Source organism: Pseudomonas sp. R32 (assembly GCF_009866705.1).
GTDB classification, from domain to species: Bacteria; Pseudomonadota; Gammaproteobacteria; order Pseudomonadales; family Pseudomonadaceae; genus Aquipseudomonas; species Aquipseudomonas donghuensis.
The window spans coordinates 750,712-769,425 of the sequence record NZ_CP019396.1; the positions used below are offsets into that span (position 1 = coordinate 750,712).

At 63.4% G+C, this 18,714-nt stretch carries 17 protein-coding genes; 11 read left to right on the top strand and 6 right to left on the bottom strand.

Features of this window, described 5'->3' with window-relative positions:
* Positions 1–83: 83 nt before the first annotated feature.
* The 3 genes from PspR32_RS03290 (at position 84) to PspR32_RS03300 (ending at position 2,715) form a co-directional block, all read left to right on the top strand.
* Entirely contained in the window at positions 84–860 is a 777-nt protein-coding gene (locus PspR32_RS03290) for an IclR family transcriptional regulator (protein ID WP_010220555.1), read from the top strand.
* A 151-nt stretch (positions 861–1,011) separates the two neighbouring features.
* Entirely contained in the window at positions 1,012–1,818 is an 807-nt protein-coding gene (locus PspR32_RS03295) for a sugar phosphate isomerase/epimerase family protein (protein WP_159388085.1), read from the top strand.
* An 18-nt stretch (positions 1,819–1,836) separates the two neighbouring features.
* Positions 1,837–2,715 carry a DMT family transporter gene (locus PspR32_RS03300; RefSeq protein ID WP_010220553.1) on the top strand — a complete coding sequence of 293 codons (879 nt, stop codon included), beginning with the start codon at positions 1,837–1,839 and terminating at the stop codon, positions 2,713–2,715.
* Here the strand turns inward: PspR32_RS03300 and PspR32_RS03305 are convergent.
* Complete coding sequence (locus tag PspR32_RS03305) at positions 2,712–4,052, bottom strand: MFS transporter (protein ID WP_026001163.1); 1,341 nt, start codon at positions 4,050–4,052, stop codon at positions 2,712–2,714. The genes PspR32_RS03300 and PspR32_RS03305 overlap by 4 nt on opposite strands.
* Before the next feature lie 302 nt (positions 4,053–4,354).
* On the opposite strand from PspR32_RS03305, the gene quiC reads away from it, so the two are divergent.
* A complete protein-coding gene (quiC, locus tag PspR32_RS03310) occupies positions 4,355–6,265 on the top strand; it encodes a 3-dehydroshikimate dehydratase QuiC (protein ID WP_010220551.1) in 1,911 nt (636 codons plus the stop codon).
* Between the two features lie 77 nt (positions 6,266–6,342).
* Entirely contained in the window at positions 6,343–7,011 is a 669-nt protein-coding gene (locus PspR32_RS03315; RefSeq protein WP_010220550.1) for a TetR/AcrR family transcriptional regulator, read from the top strand.
* 100 nt (positions 7,012–7,111) lie between these two features.
* Here the strand turns inward: PspR32_RS03315 and PspR32_RS03320 are convergent, their stop codons facing one another.
* A complete protein-coding gene (locus PspR32_RS03320; RefSeq protein ID WP_159388086.1) occupies positions 7,112–7,972 on the bottom strand; it encodes a shikimate dehydrogenase in 861 nt (286 codons plus the stop codon).
* A 171-nt stretch (positions 7,973–8,143) separates the two neighbouring features.
* On the opposite strand from PspR32_RS03320, the gene PspR32_RS03325 reads away from it, so the two are divergent.
* On the top strand, positions 8,144–9,316 hold the full coding sequence (locus PspR32_RS03325; protein WP_159388087.1) for an alkaline phosphatase family protein: 1,173 nt from the start codon (positions 8,144–8,146) through the stop codon (positions 9,314–9,316).
* 68 nt (positions 9,317–9,384) lie between these two features.
* Here the strand turns inward: PspR32_RS03325 and trmA are convergent, their stop codons facing one another.
* Both trmA and PspR32_RS03335 read right to left on the bottom strand, forming a co-directional pair.
* Positions 9,385–10,470: a tRNA (uridine(54)-C5)-methyltransferase TrmA gene (gene trmA, locus PspR32_RS03330; RefSeq protein ID WP_036993770.1), complete on the bottom strand. Its 1,086-nt coding sequence runs from the start codon at positions 10,468–10,470 to the stop codon at positions 9,385–9,387.
* Complete coding sequence (locus PspR32_RS03335) at positions 10,467–11,762, bottom strand: NCS2 family permease (protein ID WP_010226435.1); 1,296 nt, start codon at positions 11,760–11,762, stop codon at positions 10,467–10,469. The genes trmA and PspR32_RS03335 overlap by 4 nt, the downstream gene beginning before the upstream one ends.
* 206 nt (positions 11,763–11,968) lie before the next feature.
* On the opposite strand from PspR32_RS03335, the gene PspR32_RS03340 reads away from it, so the two are divergent.
* Both PspR32_RS03340 and PspR32_RS03345 read left to right on the top strand, forming a co-directional pair.
* Positions 11,969–12,448: a GNAT family N-acetyltransferase gene (locus tag PspR32_RS03340; protein ID WP_159388088.1), complete on the top strand. Its 480-nt coding sequence runs from the start codon at positions 11,969–11,971 to the stop codon at positions 12,446–12,448.
* Between the two features lie 39 nt (positions 12,449–12,487).
* A complete protein-coding gene (locus PspR32_RS03345; RefSeq protein WP_010226432.1) occupies positions 12,488–13,036 on the top strand; it encodes a DJ-1 family glyoxalase III in 549 nt (182 codons plus the stop codon).
* 94 nt (positions 13,037–13,130) lie between these two features.
* On the opposite strand, the gene PspR32_RS03350 is transcribed toward PspR32_RS03345, so the two are convergent.
* Positions 13,131–14,357, bottom strand: a complete 1,227-nt coding sequence (locus PspR32_RS03350) for an MFS transporter (protein WP_010226430.1) — start codon at positions 14,355–14,357, stop codon at positions 13,131–13,133.
* A 361-nt stretch (positions 14,358–14,718) separates the two neighbouring features.
* Between PspR32_RS03350 and PspR32_RS03355 the strand changes: the two genes are divergently transcribed.
* From PspR32_RS03355 to PspR32_RS03365, 3 genes are read left to right on the top strand one after another with little or no spacing between them, the layout of a single operon-like run.
* Entirely contained in the window at positions 14,719–16,158 is a 1,440-nt protein-coding gene (locus PspR32_RS03355) for a cytochrome ubiquinol oxidase subunit I (protein WP_036993776.1), read from the top strand.
* A gap of 3 nt (positions 16,159–16,161) precedes the next feature.
* Positions 16,162–17,169 carry a cytochrome d ubiquinol oxidase subunit II gene (gene cydB / locus PspR32_RS03360; protein ID WP_010226427.1) on the top strand — a complete coding sequence of 336 codons (1,008 nt, stop codon included), beginning with the start codon at positions 16,162–16,164 and terminating at the stop codon, positions 17,167–17,169.
* A 12-nt stretch (positions 17,170–17,181) separates the two neighbouring features.
* Positions 17,182–17,337, top strand: coding sequence for a DUF2474 domain-containing protein (locus tag PspR32_RS03365; RefSeq protein WP_010226425.1), 156 nt, complete (start codon positions 17,182–17,184; stop codon positions 17,335–17,337).
* 176 nt (positions 17,338–17,513) lie between these two features.
* Here PspR32_RS03365 and PspR32_RS03370 read toward each other — a convergent pair whose 3' ends face one another.
* Positions 17,514–18,638 carry a methyltransferase gene (locus tag PspR32_RS03370; protein ID WP_036993779.1) on the bottom strand — a complete coding sequence of 375 codons (1,125 nt, stop codon included), beginning with the start codon at positions 18,636–18,638 and terminating at the stop codon, positions 17,514–17,516.
* Positions 18,639–18,714: the final 76 nt, after the last annotated feature.

Consider the following 18,714-nt stretch of genomic DNA (forward strand, 5'->3'; position numbering starts at 1 on the left):
GACAAAGTGGGCGAAGATCGGACAGTGATTTGCGCTTTCGCCGGGGCTCTTTAGAATCGGCACAAATTTCAGGGACCATGACCATGGCCGGCAGTCAGATCGAACGCGCGTTCAACCTTCTCGAACGCCTTACCAGCGCCCCGCGCGGGCTGCCCCTGCAGACCCTGGCCGAAGAGCTGGACATCCCCAAGAGCGCCACCCATCGCATGCTCGCCGAGCTGATGCGCCTGGGTTATGTGCGCCAGAACGTCGAGAGCAGCCGTTACCACCTGAGCACTCGCCTGGTGGCGATGGGCTTTCGCTACCTGGCCAGCAGCGGTGCCGATATCGTCCAGCCGATCCTCGATCAGCTGGCGCAGCAGACCGGTGAACTGGTGCGCCTGGGGGTGATCGACGGTGAGCGCCAGACCTGGATCGCCAAGGCCCAGGGCGCCCGTTCCGGCTTGCGTTACGACCCCGACATGGGCCGTGATGCGCCGTTGTTCTACACCGCCTCCGGGCATGCCTGGCTGTCCAGCCTGAGTGATGCCCAGGCCTTGTTGCTGGTGGAACGCCAGGGGATTGCCGACCCGGCGGATTTCGGCCCCAATGCGCCGAAATCCAATGCCGAGTTGCTGGAGCGCCTGCGCATCGCCCGCGAGCATGGTTATGCCTGGGTGGTGGAAAGTTCGGCAGTGGGTACTTCGGCATTGGCGGCAGTAGTGCGTCACCCGCTCGACGGTCACGCGCTAGGAGTGCTCAGCGTTGCCGGGCCTAGCGCGCGGATGAGCGAGGCGCGCATGCACGAACTGGCGCCGGTGTTATTGGCGGCGGTGGCGGAGTTGTCGGCGGCGAGCCCTGCGTCCGAGTTGTTCGTTTAAAAGCATCGCTGGCAAGCCAGCTTCCACAGGTACTGCATACACCGAACCTGTGGGAGCTGGCTTGCCAGCGATGGGTGTCGTTTTTTTGCTTGCATTGAAATTGGAACTGGGTTCTAAATATTTCCAAGTTCAACCCGCCGAGACAACAACAATGACGCAACGCGTGATGTCCCTCGCCGCCCTGACGGTACTCGAGCTGTCGCCTGTGGACATGGTCGAGGTCGCCGCCCGTGCCGGCTACAGCCATGTCGGCCTGCGTCTGGAGCCGGCCACGGCCGAGGAGCACCACTTCCCGCTGGTGGCCGACGCTGGCCTGCGTCGCCAGACTGCCGCGCGCCTGCGCGACACCGGCATCAAGGTGCTGGATGTGGAGATACTGCGGCTCAAACCCGACACCCGCGTGGCCGACTTCGAGACCTTGCTGGCGGTGGGCGCCGAGTTTGGCGCCAGCGAGCTGCTGGTCGCCGGCAACGACCCCGACGAACAGCGCCAGACCGACAACTTCGCCGCCCTCTGCGACCTGGCCGGGCAATACGGCCTGCACCCACACCTGGAGTTCATGCCCTGGACCGACGCCAAGAACCTCACCCAGGCCTGGCGTATCGTCGAACAGGCCGGGCGCGACAATGGCGGGGTGTTGGTCGACGCCTTTCACTTCGACCGCTCGGCGTCCTCGCTGGAAGAACTGCGCCAGGTCTCGGCCTCGCGGCTACGCTATGCGCAGTTGTGCGACGTGGCCGGCCCGCGCCCGGACGACATGGCTGAAATCCTGCGCCAGGCGCGCAACGAGCGGCGTTTTCCCGGTAACGGCAATTGCGATTTGCCCGGCCTGCTGCGTAGCCTGCCGCAAAATATCGCCCTGAGCCTGGAAATTCCCGTTCGCGACCAGGGCCTGAGTGCCTTGCAGCGGGCGCAGATGGCCCTGGACAAGACCCATCAGTTGCTCCGTCAACTCTGAACCTGCGAGCTTTTATCGATGCCCCGTCCCACTGCGCTCGACGCTGTCAGCCAACCGCTCAAGGGCATTGCCTTGGTGGTGCTGGCGACTTTTCTGTTCGCCAGCCACGACGCCTTGTCGAAGTACCTGGCGGGGTTCTACCCGATTCTCTGGGTGGTGTGGGCGCGCTACCTGGTGCACACCCTGCTGATGATGGTGATCTTCCTGCCGCAGTCGGGCCTGCGCGTGCTGCGTACCCGGCGGCCGGGGCTGCAGACCTTGCGGGCCTTGTGCCTGCTGGGCACCAGCCTGTTGTTTACCACGGCCTTGCAGTACATACCGCTGGCCGAGGCGACGGCGGTCAACTTCCTCGCGCCGTTGCTGGTCACGGCGCTGTCGCTGCCACTGCTGGGCGAGAAGGTCACGCGTGGGCAGTGGGTGGCGGTGCTGGTGAGTTTCGTCGGGGTGACGGTGATCATTCATCCGGGTGGGGCGTTGTTCACCCCGGCGGTATTGCTGCCGTTCGGCTCGGCGCTGTGCTTCTGCTTCTACCAGTTGCTGACGCGCAAACTCAGCGGCACCGATAGCCCGACCACCAGCAACTTCTTCACTGGCCTGCTCAACACCCTGGTAATGAGCGCCGTGGTGCCGATGTTCTGGCAGACCCCGAGCCTGATCCACGGCCTGATGGCCGTAGCCCTGGGCACTTGTGGGATGACTGCGCACCTGTTCCTGACCCAGGCCTTTCGCCATGCGCCACCGGCCATGCTGGCGCCGTTCAGCTACTGCCAGATCGTGTTCGCCGGGATTCTCGGCCTGGTGCTGTTCGGACACAGCCCGGACATGGCCGGGCTGGTGGGGATTGCCTTGATCTGCCTGAGCGGCCTGGGCGCCGCCTGGTTGCAGAGGCGCCGTTAGGCCTCGACTTTTGGCACCTTGCGTGGGGCCATGAAGTACATCCAGGTCAGGGCGATGAAGTACATGGCCGGGATCATGGTGAACAGCAGGGTGTAGTTGTTGTTGGTGGTGGTGAGGATGTAGCCGACCAACTGGGTCATGAACATGCCGCCGATCGCCGCGCACATGCCGCCGAAACCGAACACCGTGCTCATCATGTGCTTGGGTGTGTAGTCCATTACCAGGCTCCAGATGTTGGCGGTCCAGGCCTGGTGCGCGGCGATCGCCAGGGAAATCGCCAGTACCGCGACCCACAGGTTGTTGGCGCCGGCGGCGAAGATCACGCCGATGATGGTGGTGGCAAACAACAGCATCGACAGCAGTCGCGCCTTGACCGGGGCCATGCCGCGGCCGATCAGGAACGAGGAGAGAATGCCGCCGCCGACACTGCCGAAATCCGCACTCAGGTAGATGACGATCAGCGGGATACCCATCTGCGTCACGCTGATGCCCAGGCTGTATTGCTGATTGAGGAACGGCGGCAGCCAGTACAGGTAGAACCAGAACACTGGCGCGGTCACCGAGTAAGCCAGGGCGAAGGCCCAGGTACCGCGCATGCGCAGGATGCGTGAGAACGGCACGCGAGCCTGATCCGGTTCTGCTTCGCCTTGCACATAGGCCAGTTCTTCCTTGCTGACGCTAGGGTGGTCTTCGGGGTTGAAGTACTTCAGGCCCCAGAACACCACCCACACCAGGCCCAGCGCGCCCATGCCCATGAACGCTGCTTGCCAGCCCCAGACGGTGAGGATCAACGGCAGCAGCATCGGCGTGAACATGGCGCCGACGTTGGTGCCGGCGTTGAAGATGCCGGTGGCCACCGCCCGTTCACCGGCCGGGAACCACAGGCGGGTGGTCTTGACGCAGGCCGGGTAGTTGGCCGCTTCGGTAAGGCCAAGGATGAACCGGCAGACCATAAAGCCCACTGCCGAGGTCGCCAGGCCGTGGGCACCGGTGGCCAGGCTCCAGAGCAGCACGGCGCAGAAGAACACGCGCTTGACGCCGACCCGGTCGATCAAGCGGCCCTGGAGCACGAAGCCGATGGCGTAACCGACCTGGAACCAGAAGTTGATGTTGGCGTAATCCATCGCCGTCCAGCTCATTTCCTTGGCCAGGATCGGCTGCATCACGCCGAGAGCGGCGCGATCGATGTAGTTCAAGGTGGTGGCGAAGAACACCAGGGCGAGCATGACCCAACGGGTCTTGCCGACGGCCATGGCGCCACGCAGCTTGTCGCCGATGCCTGCGTGCGGAGTACTGCCCAGAGGCTGGGCCATGCGGGTGGGTTGAGAGTGGATCATCGCGGGTTACCCGTATTTTTATGTTTATGGGTCAAGCCTTGGGGTGGAACGCAACGCAACGGTCGCCGAGGTGTTCGGCAGTCGAGTAGTTGGCAGGTGGCGGGGAGCTTTTGGCTCGTGGGTCACTTGCCCCGTGTCGAAATGGTGCGCCTGTGGTCAAAAAAGGGTCAATTCATCGAACGCTATTTTGGGCGATAATCGAACACAAAACTAACTAGTTCGTACCTTTTTTATTGAGCAAAAATTGCTCAACGCCAATAATTCCTCTACCCGGTTTTTGCCTGCCCATCGGAGCCAGAATAATGCAGCGTTCGATCGCCACCGTATCCTTGAGCGGTACTTTGCCAGAAAAGCTCGAAGCCATCGCCGCCGCGGGCTTCGATGGGGTCGAGATCTTTGAAAATGACCTGCTGTACTACGCCGGCAGCCCGCGTGAAATTCGCCAGCGCTGCGCCGACCTGGGCCTGGCAATTACCTTGTTTCAGCCGTTTCGCGACTTCGAGGGCTGCCGCCGCGATCGCCTGGCGCGCAACCTGGAGCGGGCCGAGCGCAAATTCGATTTGATGCAGGAGCTGGGCACCGATCTGGTGCTGGTGTGCAGCAACGTCGCTGCCGACTCCCTTGCAGAGCGCCAGGTGCTGGTGGACGACCTGCGCCTGCTGGCCGAACGGGCCGGTGCCCGTGGTTTGCGCATCGGCTACGAAGCCCTGGCCTGGGGCCGCCATGTGAACACTTGGGAGCAGGTCTGGGACATCGTCAAAACCGCTGACCATGCCAGCCTTGGGATGATCCTCGACAGTTTCCACACCCTGTCGCTCAAGGGCGACCCAAGGGCCATCGCCCAAGTGCCGGGGGACAAGATCTTCTTCGTGCAGATGGCCGATGCCCCGATCCTGGCCATGGACGTGCTGGAGTGGAGCCGGCATTTTCGCTGCTTCCCGGGGCAGGGCGAGTTCGACCTGGCAGGCTTTCTGGCACCGATCCTGGCCAGTGGTTACAGTGGCCCGTTGTCGCTGGAAATCTTCAACGATGGATTCCGCGCCGCGCCGCCACGGGCCAATGCCGCCGATGGCCTGCGCTCGCTGTTGTATCTGGAAGAAAAAACCCGTCAGCGTCTTGAGCAAGAGCGCGTAGCGCCCGCCAGCGAGGACCTGCTGTTCGCCCCACCGCCTGCCAGTGCCTATGACGGTATCGAGTTCCTTGAGTTTGCCGTCGACGATGCCCTGGGGGCCAAGCTGGGTATCTGGCTGGAGCGTCTGGGCTTTACCCGCGCCGGCGTGCACCGCTCGAAGAATGTCAGCCTGCTGCGCCAGGGCGACATCAACCTGATCCTCAATGCCGAACCCTATTCGTTCGCCCACAACTTCTTTGAAAGCCATGGTCCGTCGCTGTGCGCCACGGCGATCCGGGTCAAGGACAGCGCCCAGGCCCTGGCCCGTGCCGTGGCCTACCATGGCCAGCCTTACCGTGGCCTGGTCGGCCCCAACGAGCGCGAGCTGGCCGCGGTGCGCGCACCGGACGGCAGCCTGATCTACCTGGTTGACCAGGACGCCCAGGGCCGGACCATCTATGACACCGATTTCAGTGTGCAGGTACAACCGGGCAACAGCCTGGGCCTGACCCGCATCGACCATATGGCCCTGGCCTTGCCGGCCGACGGCCTGGACAGCTGGGCACTGTTCTACAAGAGCGTGCTGGATTTCAGCGCCGATGACGAAGTCGTGCTGCCGGACCCTTATGGCCTGGTCAAGAGCCGCGCCTTGCGCAGCCGCTGCAGCTCGATCCGCCTGCCGCTGAACATTTCGGAAAACCGCAACACAGCGATTGCCCATGCCCTGTCGCATTACCGGGGCTCGGGCGTGCACCACATCGCTTTTGATTGCGCCGATATTTTTGCTGCGGTCAAACAGGCCAAGGAGTCCGGCGTGGCCTTGCTCGACATCCCGCTCAACTATTACGACGACCTTGCCGCGCGCTTTGATTTCGACGACGAGTTTCTCAGCGAGCTGGCCTACTACAACGTGCTGTACGACCGCGATGCCCAGGGTGGTGAACTGTTTCATGTGTATACCGAGCCGTTCGAGGAACGCTTCTTCTTCGAAGTGCTGCAGCGGCGTAACGGCTACAGTGGCTATGGTGCGGCCAACGTCGCCGTGCGCCTGGCCGCCATGGCCAAGGCCCGTGCCGGCGCGCCGGCGCAGGCCAAGTTGTAGAGCACAGGCGGCGAGGCTTCCTTACTCAGCACCCGGGGCTCATAATTGCCGGGTTAACCGATGGCCATGAGTCCCGTATGACGACTACCCCAGCACTCTGCGCAGCCCCTGAACAAGCGCCGCGCAAGGGCCGCAAGAACAACCCGGAAAAGACCCGCGAGAACATTCTCCAGGCGGCAATCAGCGAGTTCGTCCAGCAGGGGCTGGCTGGCGCCCGGGTCGATGCGATCGCCGAGCGCACGCAAACCTCCAAGCGCATGATCTACTACTACTTCAACAGCAAGGAGCAGTTGTACGTCGAGGTACTGGAGAAGCTCTACGGCGATATCCGCAGCACTGAAAGCAACCTGCACCTGGCCGAGCTCGAGCCACGCCTGGGCATCCGCCGGCTGGTGGAGTTCACCTTCGATCACCATGATCGCAACGTCGACTTCGTGCGCATCGTCTGCAACGAGAACATGCACCACGGCGAGTACGTCAAGCGCTCGTCGACCATTCGCTCGATGAACAAGACGGTGCTGACAGCGCTGGATGAAGTGCTCAAGCGCGGGGCTGCCGAGGGCGTCTTCCGCCAGGGGCTGGAGGCACTGGATGTGCACCTGTTGATCAGCTCGTTCTGTTTCTACCGGGTGTCGAACCGGCATACCTTTGGCGAGATCTTCCAGGTGGATTTCGAGGACAAGGCGGTCAAGGACCGGCATCGGCAAATGATTTGCGAGGCGGTGCAGAGGTTCTTGCAGGCCTGAGGATCCGGGGCCGCTTTGCGGCCCATCGCTGGCAAGCCAGCTCCCACAGTTGCGGCGCATGCAGATCCATTGTGGGAGCCGGCGTTGCCGGCGATGCTTTTCAGTCACCCAGGCTGTTGAAGTGCTCGATCATCCGCGCCGCATCCGGCTTCACCCCGCTGAACAGTTCAAACGCTTTCACCGCCTGGAACACCGCCATGTTCGCCCCGCTCAAGGTGCGGCAACCCAGGGCCCGGGCTTCGCGCAGCAGCTCGGTTTCCAGCGGGAAATAAACGATCTCCGCCACCCATAGTTCAGCCCGCAACAGCGCCTTGGGCACCGGCATGCCCGGCAGCTTGGCCATGCCCATGGGCGTGGTGTTGACCAGGCCGTCGGCGCTGGCCATGGCGCTCTGCAGATCATGGCCGACCCTGGCGCGGCTGCCTGCAAAGTGCTGGTTCACGTTATCCATAAGGGCCTGGGCGCGGGCCAGTTCGACATCGAACACCGTTAGCTGCTCGACGCCTTCTTCCAACAGCGCATGGGCCACCGCAGCCCCGGCGCCACCTGCGCCCATCTGCACTACCTGGCGGCGCGGCGCATCGGCCAGGCCGCGACGAAAACCTTCGGCAAAACCCAGGCAATCGGTGTTGTGGCCGATGCGTTTGCCATCCTTGAACACTACGGTGTTCACCGCGCCGATGCCCCGGGCTTGCGGCGACAGTTCATTGAGCAGTGGCAAGATCGCCTGCTTGCACGGGAAGGTGATGTTAAGGCCGGTGAAGCCCATGTACTGGGCCGCAGTCAGTAGCTCTTCGAGGGCGCTGCTGTCGAGCTTGAGCTGATCCAGGTCGATCAGCCGGTACAGGTAGTGCAGGCCTTGCGCGGCGCCTTCGTGCTCGTGCAGCGCCGGGGTGCGCGAGGTCTGGATGCCGGCGCCGATAAGGCCGGCGAGGATGCCGGAAGAGGAGGCCAAAGCCATGCTGAAAACTCCGTTGTTGTTCTTGGTAATGAAGAGGGAGCGCGTCAGTTAGAAAATGTACCGAATGGTTAATTTGGTCAATTGGCCGTAGGCCCGCAGATGTGTTTTCTGTGCGCTGATCGCACAGCCTGTGCTACACATGTTGCTTTGCACCTGACCACGGAGGGAGACATGGCAACGCCGATCAACGAGCTGCAGTCGCTGGGTGAGACCTGGCCAGGCCTGGCCAACCTGACCCAGTCGATCTTCGCCGCCTTGGGTGGCCATGGTTTTCGCAATGCCTTTCGCCTCGATCATTCGCGCAGCACCTGCCTGCTACTGATCGATGGCCTGGGCTGGAACCTGCTGCAGGCGCATGCCCGGCATGCACCGTTTCTTGCCTCATTGATGCAGCCGGACAGCCACTTCAAGGTCGGGTTTCCGGCCACCACTGCGACCAGCCTGGCCTCGGTGACCTCAGGGCTGGGCAGCGGCGCCCACGGCATCGTTGGCTGCGGGTTTGCCCTGGATGAACAGACCGAACTGTCGCCGCTGACCTGGACCACATCGCCCTTGCAGGTCGAGGCGCAGGCCAACGTCGCGCCGCCGCCGGAGGCCTTTATCGTGCCCGCCGATGCCTGGAGCCAGGCCGCCGCGCAGGGCGTCGCCATCAGCACGGTGATGCTCGGGCGCTATGCCAACTCCGACTTCAGCCGGGCGATCTACAAGGCCGGCACGATCCTCCCGGCACCGGCCTATGACGCTTATCCGCAATTGATCAACGCCGCCCTGGCGGTGCCGGGGCCGGCGTTCTGTTTTGCCTATTTCGGCGACCTGGACTTTGCCGGGCACTTGTTCGGCCCAGGCTCCGAGGGTTGGCTCAAGCAACTGGCGATTGCCGATCAGTTGGCCCAGGCCATCGCCCGACGCTTGCCCGAACAGGCCCGGATGATGGTGATTGCCGATCACGGCATGCAAGCGCTGGACAGCGAACAGGTGCATGATTTTGACTTGGACCCCGTGCTCCAGGAAGGCGTGCGGGCGATGGCCGGGGATATTCGTGCGCGTTATCTGTATACCCACAAGCACCAGCAGGATCGTGTGCACGAACGTTGGCAGAATCGTCTCGGGGATCAATACCGGGTATTGAGCAAGGCCCAGGCAATTGCCAAGGGGCTGTTCGGCGATGTGTTGCTCAGCCAGGCGGAAGCGCGGATTGGCGATTTGATCGTGATCCCGAGCGGGGCCGGCGGGATCATTCGCAGCGAGGTGGAGAAGCACGCCAGCCAGTGGCGGGGGCACCATGGGGCGTTGACCGATGAGGATCAGGTGGTGCCGTTGTTGATGTGTTCGGGGCTTGGTTGAAGGGCCCTGATCGCGGGTCAAGCCCGCTCCCACAAAACCTGTGGGAGCGGGCTTGACCCGCGATAGCTTCAACGCCGAACCAGCAACACCCCACTCTCCATGTGGTGGGTATACGGAAACTGGTCGAACAACGCGCAACGCTCGATGCGATGGGTGTCGTGCAACTGGGCGATATTCGCCGCCAGGGTTTCCGGGTTGCAGGAGATGTACAGGATGTTGTCGAAGCGTCGGGTCAGCTCGCAGGTGTCCGGGTCCATGCCGGCGCGCGGCGGGTCGACGAACACGCTGGCGAACTGGTAGCTCTTGAGGTCGATGCCTTCCAGGCGGCGGAATGGCCGGACCTCGTTCAGTGCTTCGGTCAGCTCTTCAGCCGACAAACGCACCAGGCGCACGTTATCCACAGCGTTGTCGTCGAGGTTGTGCAGGGCGGCATTCACCGAGGTCTTGCTGATCTCGGTGGCCAGTACCTTGCGTACCCGGGTGGCCAGCGGCAGGGTGAAGTTGCCGTTGCCGCAGTACAGCTCAAGCAGGTCGTCCTCGCGCTCGCCCAGGGCCTCATACGCCCAGTTGAGCATCTTCTGGTTGACCGCGCCGTTGGGCTGGGTGAAGGCGCCTTCAGGCTGGCGGTAGCGGAAGGTGCGCCCGGCAATCTGCAACTCTTCGACGGCGTAATCGCGACCGATCACTACGCGCTTGCCCTTGGAGCGACCGATGATGCTCACGCCCAGGTCGCTGGCCAGTTGTTGCGCGGCGGCTTCCCAGTGCTCGTCCAGCGGGCGGTGGTAGCACAGGGTGATCATTGCATCGCCTGCCAGGGTGGTGAGGAACTCCACCTGGAACAGCTTGAAGCTCAGCGCCGAACTGGCCTGCCAGGCGGCCTTGAGCCGTGGCATCAGGTCGTTGATCTGCTGGCTGGCAATCGGGAAGTCTTCGATCAGGATCGGCGTGTACTTCTCGCCCGGGGCGAACATTGCGTAGAAGCGCTGCTCGTTTTCGCGCCACAGGCGAAACTCGGCGCGCAGGCGATAGTGCTCGCGCGGCGAGTCGAACACCGCAGGTTCGGGAGCCGCGAACGGCGCCAGCAGCTCGCGCAGGCGCGCGACCTTGGCGTCGAGCTGTTGGGTGTAGGTCGAAGGATCGAAGACAGCACTCATGCGTTGAACCAGCCCAGCTTGATGACGAACAGGATCGAGAGGATCACCAGCGCCGCGTTGAGGTCACGGGCACGGCCAGAGAGCAGCTTGATCGCGGTCCAGGCAATGAAACCGAAGGCAATGCCGTTGGCGATCGAGTAGGTCAGCGGCATGGCCAGGGCGGTAACCACCACCGGCGCGGCTTCGGTAATGTCGTCCCAGTTTATTTCAGCCAGGCCCGAAGCCATCAACACGGCGACGAACAACAGCGCAGGGGCGGTGGCGAAGGCCGGCACGCTACCGGCCAGCGGTGCGAAGAACAACGCCAGCAGGAACAGAATGGCCACGACGATGGCGGTCAGGCCGGTACGGCCACCGGCACTCACGCCGGCAGCGGATTCGATGTAGCTGGTGGTGGTCGAGGTGCCCAGCAGGGAGCCGGCCATGGCGGCGGTACTGTCGGCGATCAGCGCACGGCCCATTTTCGGCATGTGGCCGTCCTTGCGCATCAGGCCGGCGCGCTTGGCGACGCCGATCAGGGTACCGGAGTTGTCGAACAGGTCGACGAACAGGAAGGCGAAGATCACGCTGATCAGGCCGACGTCCAGTGCGCCCTTGATGTCCAGTTCCAGGAAGGTCGGCGCCAGCGACGGCGGCATCGACACCACGCCGTTGAACGGGGTGAAGCCCAGGCCGATCGAGGCCACGGTTACCGCCAGGATACCGATCAGCACCGCGCCACGGACTTTCATGGCCTCCAGCGCAACGATCAGGAAGAAGCCCAGGGTGGCGAGGATCGGCGCTGGCTTCTTCAGATCGCCCAGGCCCACCAGGGTCGCCTGGTTATCGACGACGATGCCGGCGTTGTGCAGGGCGATCAGCGCCAGGAACAGGCCGATACCGGCGGCAATCGCCGAACGCAGCGGCAACGGGATGCTGTTGACGATCCATTCACGGATGCGAAAGATCGACAGCAGGAAGAAACACACGGCCGAGATGAACACCGCGCCCAGGGCCACCTGCCAGGTGTGGCCCATGTGCAGGACCACGGTGTAGGTGAAGAAGGCGTTCAGGCCCATGCCCGGTGCCAGGGCGATCGGGTAGTTGGCGATCAGGCCCATGGTGGTCGAGCCGATGGCCGCGGCCAGGCAGGTCGCGACGAACAGCGCGCCCTTGTCCATGCCGGTCTCGCCGAGGATGCTCGGGTTGACGAACAGAATGTAGGCCATGGCCAGGAAGGTGGTCACGCCCGCGAGAATCTCGGTGCGGACATTGGTGTCGTGTGCTTTTAGTTGAAACAGCCTTTCCAGCATGCCTGCTCCCCGTGGCGCTCCCGGCGCCGTGAATGTATCGACCCAGTTAGCAAAGCACAGACTGTACCGGGAGACTGTGGTTTTTCCCTGGGTCGGAAAAAAGCCGCGCATCATACCAGCATGCTCGGGCAGCGGTAATTAATGTCGCGATACACTGCAGATATCTGCAGGTTCTGCGCCGTTCCCCCCCCTCACGAGACCACGCTGTGCAACTGATCGACTACCGCGACCTCACCCCGGCCCAGCGCGATCGGCTGATCGACATCCAGGTGCAGCCCGAGCAACAGCGCTATGCCGGTGATATGGCCGGCGCGCTGTACATCCTGCACCGTACCGACAGCCCTGACCTGCGCGGCGTGGCGCTGCTGGTGGAGGCCGTGCCGCGTGCCTTCCTGTTGCTCCAGCGCGGGGCGTTCCTGGCGCCCTGGGCCAGGGTCGATGCCGCGACGGTCAATGCCTTGCAGGTGGATCGACGCCTGCAGGGGCGTGGTCTGGGGCGATTCTGCATGCAGGCATTGCCGGGCCTGGTGCGCGACCTGTGGCCCGCGGTGCGCTGCCTGCAGCTATCGGTGGACCCGGGCAACCACGCCGCCCTGGCCTTGTACCGGGCCACCGGCTGGGTCGACAGTGGTGATGGCTACCGCGCGCGCAAGGGGTATGAGTGTCAACTGACCCTGGCGCTGTGAGCGACTACGCTTGTTAGATACCCCGGCGGAGAGCAGTTGATGACCCACAGAGCCCTGATCGTCGTCGCCGAAGGCGTGGATGACTTGCAAAGCGTGACCCTGATCGACGTGCTGCGCCGCGCCGAACTGGAAGTAGTGGTGGCCAGCATTGAAGGCCGGCGGATGCTCACCTGTGCCCGTGGCACGCGTTTGACCGCCGACGGCATGCTGGTCGACCTGCTGGCCCAGCCGTTTGACCTGATGGTCTTGCCCGGGGGCGAAAAAGGCGCACAGCACATGACTGCCCACCAGCCGCTGGCGCAGCAGGTGAAGGATCAGGCCAAGGCCGGGAAGTTTTTTGCCGCGATCGGCGAAGGGCCCTTGGCGCTGCAGGCCTATGGCGTGTTGCGTCAGCGGCGCATGACCTGTGATCCAGGTGTCAGCCAGGGCTTGTCCGGGTGCAGTTTTGTCGATCAGCCGGTGGTGGTGGATGGTAATTGCATCACCGCGCAGGGCTCGGCGGCGGCGCTGGAGTTTGCCTTGGTGCTGGTTGAACAGGTGGCGGGGCGGGCGCTGCGCAAGCGGGTGGCAGGCCTGTTGCGGGTGTGACAGTGCTGGCCCTATCGCTGGCAAGCCAGCTCCCACAGGTTTTGCATGCACCGGACTTGTGGGAGCTGGCTTGCCAGCGATGAGGCCCCTGAGGTCAATCCTCGGGCCTGTTCTGCATATGATCGCGCCCAGCCAAGGTCGGGAACAGCTTGATCCACACCCCGGTCACCAGCAGCGTCCCGACCCCGCCCAGCACCACCGCCGGCACCGTGCCGAACCAGTGCGCCGTCACCCCCGACTCGAACTCACCGAGCTGGTTCGACGCACCGATGAACAGCCCGTTCACCGCACTCACCCGGCCCCGCATCTCGTCCGGGGTCTCCAGTTGCACGAAGGCGCCGCGAATCACCATGCTGATCATGTCGGCGGCACCCAGCACCGCCAGCACGGCCAGGGAAAACCAGAACGAAGTGGACAGCCCAAAGGCGATGGTCGCCACGCCAAACACGCCGACGGCAGTGAACATCACCCGCCCGACCTTGCGCTCCACCGGGAAGCGCGCCAGCCATAGCGACATCAGCAAGGCGCCCACCGCCGGCGCCGAGCGCAGCAGGCCCAGGCCCCATGGGCCGGTGAGCAGGATGTCCTTGGCAAACACCGGCAGCAGTGCGGTGGCGCCGCCCAGCAGCACGGCGAACAGGTCCAGGGAGATGGCGCCGAGAATGTCCGGGCGGCTGCGGATAAAGCGAATCCCGGCCATCAACGATTCGAGGCTGGCGCGGCCCTGGTTGCCCGGTTGCTGACGGGAGACCAGGCCCAGGGTCAGTACACAGGCGATCAGGTACAGCGCCACCGTCGGCCCATACACCCAGACGCTGCCGAAGGCATACAGAAAGCCGCCTACCGCCGGCGCCACGATCGTTGCTGCCTGCATCGCCGAGGCAGAAGCGGCCACTGCACGCGGGAACAGCTCGGAAGGCACCACGTTCGGCAGCAGCGCCTGAGTTGCCGGCATTTCGAACGAGCGTGCGCTGCCGAGCAAAAACGCCAACAGGAAGATCAGTTCGCGGCTGACACTGTTGGTGCTGCTGGCAACCACCAGCACCAGGGCGATCATGGCCTGGGCGCTCTGGCACAAGGCCGCGACCCGGCGCCGGTCATAACGGTCGGCAACGTGCCCGGTGTGCAGCATGAACAGCACCCGCGGGGCGAACTCCACCAGTCCCACCAGGCCCAGGTCGAGGACATTGCCGGTCAACTGGTAAAGGTGCCAGCCGATCGCCACGGTGAGCATCTGGAAACCACTGGCGGTAAACACCCGGGCCAGCCAGAAGGCCAGGAAGGGACGGTGATGACGCAGTAGCAGAACAGGGTCTGACATCGGCGAAACAGAGCCTCGGCGAAGGGATCGGCGGTGCAGATTATCATCACTTTGTAACAGTAGGTTGCGAGGAGTTCGGCCTGCGTGCGGTTAGCGCACTGTTTTAGGGCGCGGTAAAGGGGGTGAGACAACCGGTCACGCGGCAATCAACCACACAAGCGCGCAGGCCGTTCAGGACTATCCTTTCAGGCAACCGTTGATCTGGATCAATTGTTTCATTTGCAACGGTAGGGCCAGACGGCCGAATTCCCTGCGATGTGATGTTTACAGAACAATTCCAACTTGCCGCACTCAACTACCGTGGGGGCAGTTGGCGCCAAGGCCATCGCCTGACGCCGGATTACCTGACAGAGGAAGCACTATGTTCGGATTAGAGGCTCTAGATCTCGCCCGAATTCAGTTCGCGTTTACCGTGTCCTTTCACATCCTGTTCCCGGCCATCACCATTGGCCTGGCGAGCTACCTGGCTGTTCTCGAAGGGTTGTGGCTGAAAACCAACAACAGCGTCTACCGTGACCTTTACCATTTCTGGTCGAAAATCTTTGCCGTCAACTTCGGCATGGGGGTGGTCTCCGGCCTGGTCATGGCTTACCAGTTCGGCACCAACTGGAGCAAGTTCTCCGACTTCGCCGGCTCCGTCACCGGCCCGCTGCTCACGTATGAAGTACTCACGGCCTTCTTCCTCGAGGCCGGTTTCCTTGGCGTCATGCTCTTTGGCTGGAACCGTGTCGGCCGTGGCCTGCACTTCTTCGCCACGGTCATGGTGGCCATCGGCACCTTGATCTCGACCTTCTGGATCCTTGCTTCCAACAGCTGGATGCAGACCCCGCAGGGCTACGAAATCGTCAACGGCGTGGTCGTTCCGGTGGACTGGTTCGCAGTGATCTTCAACCCGTCGTTCCCCTACCGCCTGGCGCACATGGCGACGGCCGCCTTTGTGGCTACGGCGTTCTTCGTCGGCGCTTCGGCAGCCTGGCACCTGTTGCGCGGCCGCGATAACCCGGCGATCCGCAAGATGCTGTCGATGGCCATGTGGATGGCCCTGATCGTGGCCCCGGTACAGGCAGTGATCGGCGACTTCCACGGCCTCAACACCCTCAAGCACCAGCCGGTGAAGATTGCTGCGATCGAAGGCCACTGGGAAAACGTGCCGGGCGAACCGACCCCGTTGATCCTCTTCGGCATCCCCGACATGCAGGCCGAGACCACCCGCTTCAAGCTGGAAATCCCGGCGCTGGGCAGCCTGATTCTGACCCACAGCCTGGACAAGCAAGTGCCGGCGATGAAGGAGTTCCCGAAAGAAGACCGGCCTAACTCGACCATCGTGTTCTGGTCGTTCCGGGTCATGGTCGGCCTCGGTATGCTGATGATCTTCGTCGGCCTCTGGAGCTTGTGGCTGCGCAAAAGCGACAAGCTCTACAGCTCGCGGCCGTTCCTGTACCTGACCCTGTGGATGGGGCCGTCCGGCCTGATCGCGATCCTCGCCGGCTGGTTCACCACCGAGATCGGTCGCCAGCCCTGGGTGGTCTACGGCCTGATGCGTACCGCCGATGGCGCTTCGAACCACAGCTACGGCCAGCTCGGCCTGACCCTGGTGATGTTCGTGGTGGTCTACTTCGCGCTGTTCGGCACTGGCCTGGGCTACATGATGCGCCTGGTGCGCAAAGGGCCGAAAACCGGTGAAGGCGACGAGACCAATCCCGGTGGCCCTGGCCAGCAACGCACCCCCGCCCGGCCGCTGTCCGCCGCCGATGACGACCATGACAATGGCGAGCCCGCCAGCCTGAACAAGGGGAACTGAATCATGGGCATTGATCTTCCGCTTATCTGGGCCATCATCATCATCTTCGGCATCATGATGTACGTGGTCATGGACGGCTTCGACCTGGGCATCGGCATTCTCTTTCCCTTCGTCAAGGGCGAGCAGGACCGCGATGTGATGATGAACACCGTGGCGCCGGTCTGGGACGGTAACGAAACCTGGCTGGTGCTCGGTGGTGCGGCGCTGTTCGGCGCCTTCCCGCTGGCCTACGCAGTGGTGCTCTCGGCGTTGTACCTGCCGTTGATGCTGATGCTGGTCGGGCTGATCTTTCGCGGCGTGGCCTTCGAGTTCCGCTTCAAGGCCACTGCGGCCAAGCGCCACCTGTGGGACAAGGCGTTCATCGGCGGCTCGCTGGCGGCGACCTTCTTCCAGGGCGTGGCGCTGGGCGCCTTCATCGAAGGCTTCGAGGTGGTCGATCGCAACTACGCTGGCGGCAGCCTCGACTGGTTGACCCCGTTCAGCCTGTTCTGCGGCCTGGGCCTGATCGTCGCCTACGCCTTGCTCGGCTGCACCTGGCTGATCATGAAGACCGAAGGCAAACTGCAGCTGCAGATGCATGACCTGGCGCGCCCGCTGGCCCTGGTGCTGCTGGCGGTGACCGGTATCGTCAGCATCTGGACGCCGCTGGCCCATCCGGACATTGCCGAGCGCTGGTTCAGCCTGCCGAACCTGTTCTGGTTCCTGCCGGTGCCAATCCTGGTGCTGGTGACCCTCTACGGTTTGCTCCGGGCGGTGGCGCGTAATGCTCACTACACCCCGTTCCTGCTGACCCTGGTGCTGATCTTCCTTGGTTATAGCGGCCTGGGCATCAGCCTGTGGCCGAACATCATCCCGCCGTCGATCTCGATCTGGGATGCTGCTGCGCCACCGCAGAGCCAGGGCTTCATGCTGGTCGGGACCTTGTTCATCATCCCGTTCATCCTCGGTTACACCTTCTGGAGCTACTACGTGTTCCGCGGCAAGGTGACCCACGAAGATGGTTACCACTAGGGGAGCATGGCAATGACTGGCAAAGGCACGATTGACGAAGAGAAGAAACCGCTCTGGCAGCGCCTGGGCTGGTTGGCGCTGATCTGGGTGGGCAGTGTGCTGAGCCTGGCCCTGGTGGCCTGGCTGATGCGCCTGTTCATGAGTGCGGCCGGACTGAGCACGCACTGAAACGATATTTCCCATCCCGCCTTGCGGCGGATTTACAGCCCTTCGCAGCGTCAGCTGCGGAGGGTTTTTTTTAGGGCTAGGGCCTCATCGCTGGCAAGCCAGCTCCCAGAGGGCCAGTGGACACCGGTCTATGGTGGGAGCTGGCTTGCCAGCGATGCAGGTGACGCGGTGCTGGTTTATTTACGCGCCTTGAGCACCACGAACTTCGGCGTCGCCGCCACCTGCTCGACCCCGCGGAACAAGCGCGCCAGCTTGCTGTGATACCCCAGGTGACGGTTGCCGACGATGTACAGTGCGCCGCCGACCACCAATGCCTCACGAGCCTGCTGGAACATCCGCCAGGCGAGGAAGTCGCCGACCACCTGCTGCTGGTGGAACGGCGGATTGCACAGCACCACATCCAGCGACTGTGCGGGCTGCCCGGCCAGGCCGTCGTCAGCGCGTACAGTGACTTCACGCTGGCCCAGCGCCACCTGCCAGTTCTCCAGTGCCGATTGCACCGCCATGTACGATTCATCGACCAGGGTGTACTGCGCCTGCGGGTTGGCCAGGGCGCTGGCGATCGCCAGCACGCCGTTGCCGCAGCCCAGGTCCGCGACCCGTGCATCGCCGAGGTCTTTGGGTAGGTGCGGCAGGAACGCCCGGGTACCGATATCCAGGCCTTCGCGGCAGAACACGTTGGCGTGGTTGAGCAGCTCAAGGTGTGGCGCGTCGAGTTGATAGCGGGTCGGGTAAGGAGAGGTGAACGCCGGCTTTGGCTCGAAGGTGGCAATCAGCAGCCGGGCCTTTTTCTTCGCCAGCGATGCCTGCACCGGGCCGATATACTTCTCCAGCAGATCACCCGCCGCGCGGGGCAGGTGTTTGATCATGGCGCCGGCAACCACTTGCGCGCCGGGCGTCAGTTGGCCCTGCAAGCGGATCAGTTGCTCCTCGAGCAACGCCAGGGTCTTGGGCACACGTACCAGTACCCGGTCGAACGGCCCCTGCCACGGCTTGCTGGCCGCCACGAACGGTACTGCATCGAAGGCCAGGCCGTTACGCACCAGGTTCTTTTCCAGGGCCAGATGCGCCAGGTGCGAATCACCGCTGCTGAGCACCGCTACATGGGGGGCCAGGCTGGTGGCCAGGGCACCGAAGCTGTCATTGAGCACCAGCACCCGGGTACTCGCCGTCGGTGACTGTTCGGCCAGGTGCTCCAGCAAATACTCGTCGGCAGCATCGAAGGCTTGCAGGGGGTCGTTGGCTTGCTCGGGCTGGCGAAGCAGGTCGAGTTCGGCGAAAGGGCTGGTCAGCAGGGGCATGGTGTAAGGCTCTGGGGCATTGATGTGCGCGCGTGGCGCGCTCTACAGGGCCGTGATTCTACCGTGCTTTGCAGGG

Excerpts from the sequence above, each read along its gene's own strand:
- PspR32_RS03290 (WP_010220555.1), top strand. The coding sequence starts at position 84 with ATGGCCGGCAGTCAGATCGAACGCGCGTTCAACCTTCTCGAACGCCTT.
- PspR32_RS03295 (WP_159388085.1), top strand. The coding sequence starts at position 1,012 with ATGACGCAACGCGTGATGTCCCTCGCCGCCCTGACGGTACTCGAGCTG.
- PspR32_RS03300 (WP_010220553.1), top strand. The coding sequence starts at position 1,837 with ATGCCCCGTCCCACTGCGCTCGACGCTGTCAGCCAACCGCTCAAGGGC.
- PspR32_RS03305 (WP_026001163.1), bottom strand. The coding sequence starts at position 4,052 with ATGATCCACTCTCAACCCACCCGCATGGCCCAGCCTCTGGGCAGTACT.
- quiC (WP_010220551.1), top strand. The coding sequence starts at position 4,355 with ATGCAGCGTTCGATCGCCACCGTATCCTTGAGCGGTACTTTGCCAGAA.
- PspR32_RS03315 (WP_010220550.1), top strand. The coding sequence starts at position 6,343 with ATGACGACTACCCCAGCACTCTGCGCAGCCCCTGAACAAGCGCCGCGC.
- PspR32_RS03320 (WP_159388086.1), bottom strand. The coding sequence starts at position 7,972 with ATGGCTTTGGCCTCCTCTTCCGGCATCCTCGCCGGCCTTATCGGCGCC.
- PspR32_RS03325 (WP_159388087.1), top strand. The coding sequence starts at position 8,144 with ATGGCAACGCCGATCAACGAGCTGCAGTCGCTGGGTGAGACCTGGCCA.
- trmA (WP_036993770.1), bottom strand. The coding sequence starts at position 10,470 with ATGAGTGCTGTCTTCGATCCTTCGACCTACACCCAACAGCTCGACGCC.
- PspR32_RS03335 (WP_010226435.1), bottom strand. The coding sequence starts at position 11,762 with ATGCTGGAAAGGCTGTTTCAACTAAAAGCACACGACACCAATGTCCGC.
- PspR32_RS03345 (WP_010226432.1), top strand. The coding sequence starts at position 12,488 with ATGACCCACAGAGCCCTGATCGTCGTCGCCGAAGGCGTGGATGACTTG.
- PspR32_RS03350 (WP_010226430.1), bottom strand. The coding sequence starts at position 14,357 with ATGTCAGACCCTGTTCTGCTACTGCGTCATCACCGTCCCTTCCTGGCC.
- PspR32_RS03355 (WP_036993776.1), top strand. The coding sequence starts at position 14,719 with ATGTTCGGATTAGAGGCTCTAGATCTCGCCCGAATTCAGTTCGCGTTT.
- cydB (WP_010226427.1), top strand. The coding sequence starts at position 16,162 with ATGGGCATTGATCTTCCGCTTATCTGGGCCATCATCATCATCTTCGGC.
- PspR32_RS03365 (WP_010226425.1), top strand. The coding sequence starts at position 17,182 with ATGACTGGCAAAGGCACGATTGACGAAGAGAAGAAACCGCTCTGGCAG.
- PspR32_RS03370 (WP_036993779.1), bottom strand. The coding sequence starts at position 18,638 with ATGCCCCTGCTGACCAGCCCTTTCGCCGAACTCGACCTGCTTCGCCAG.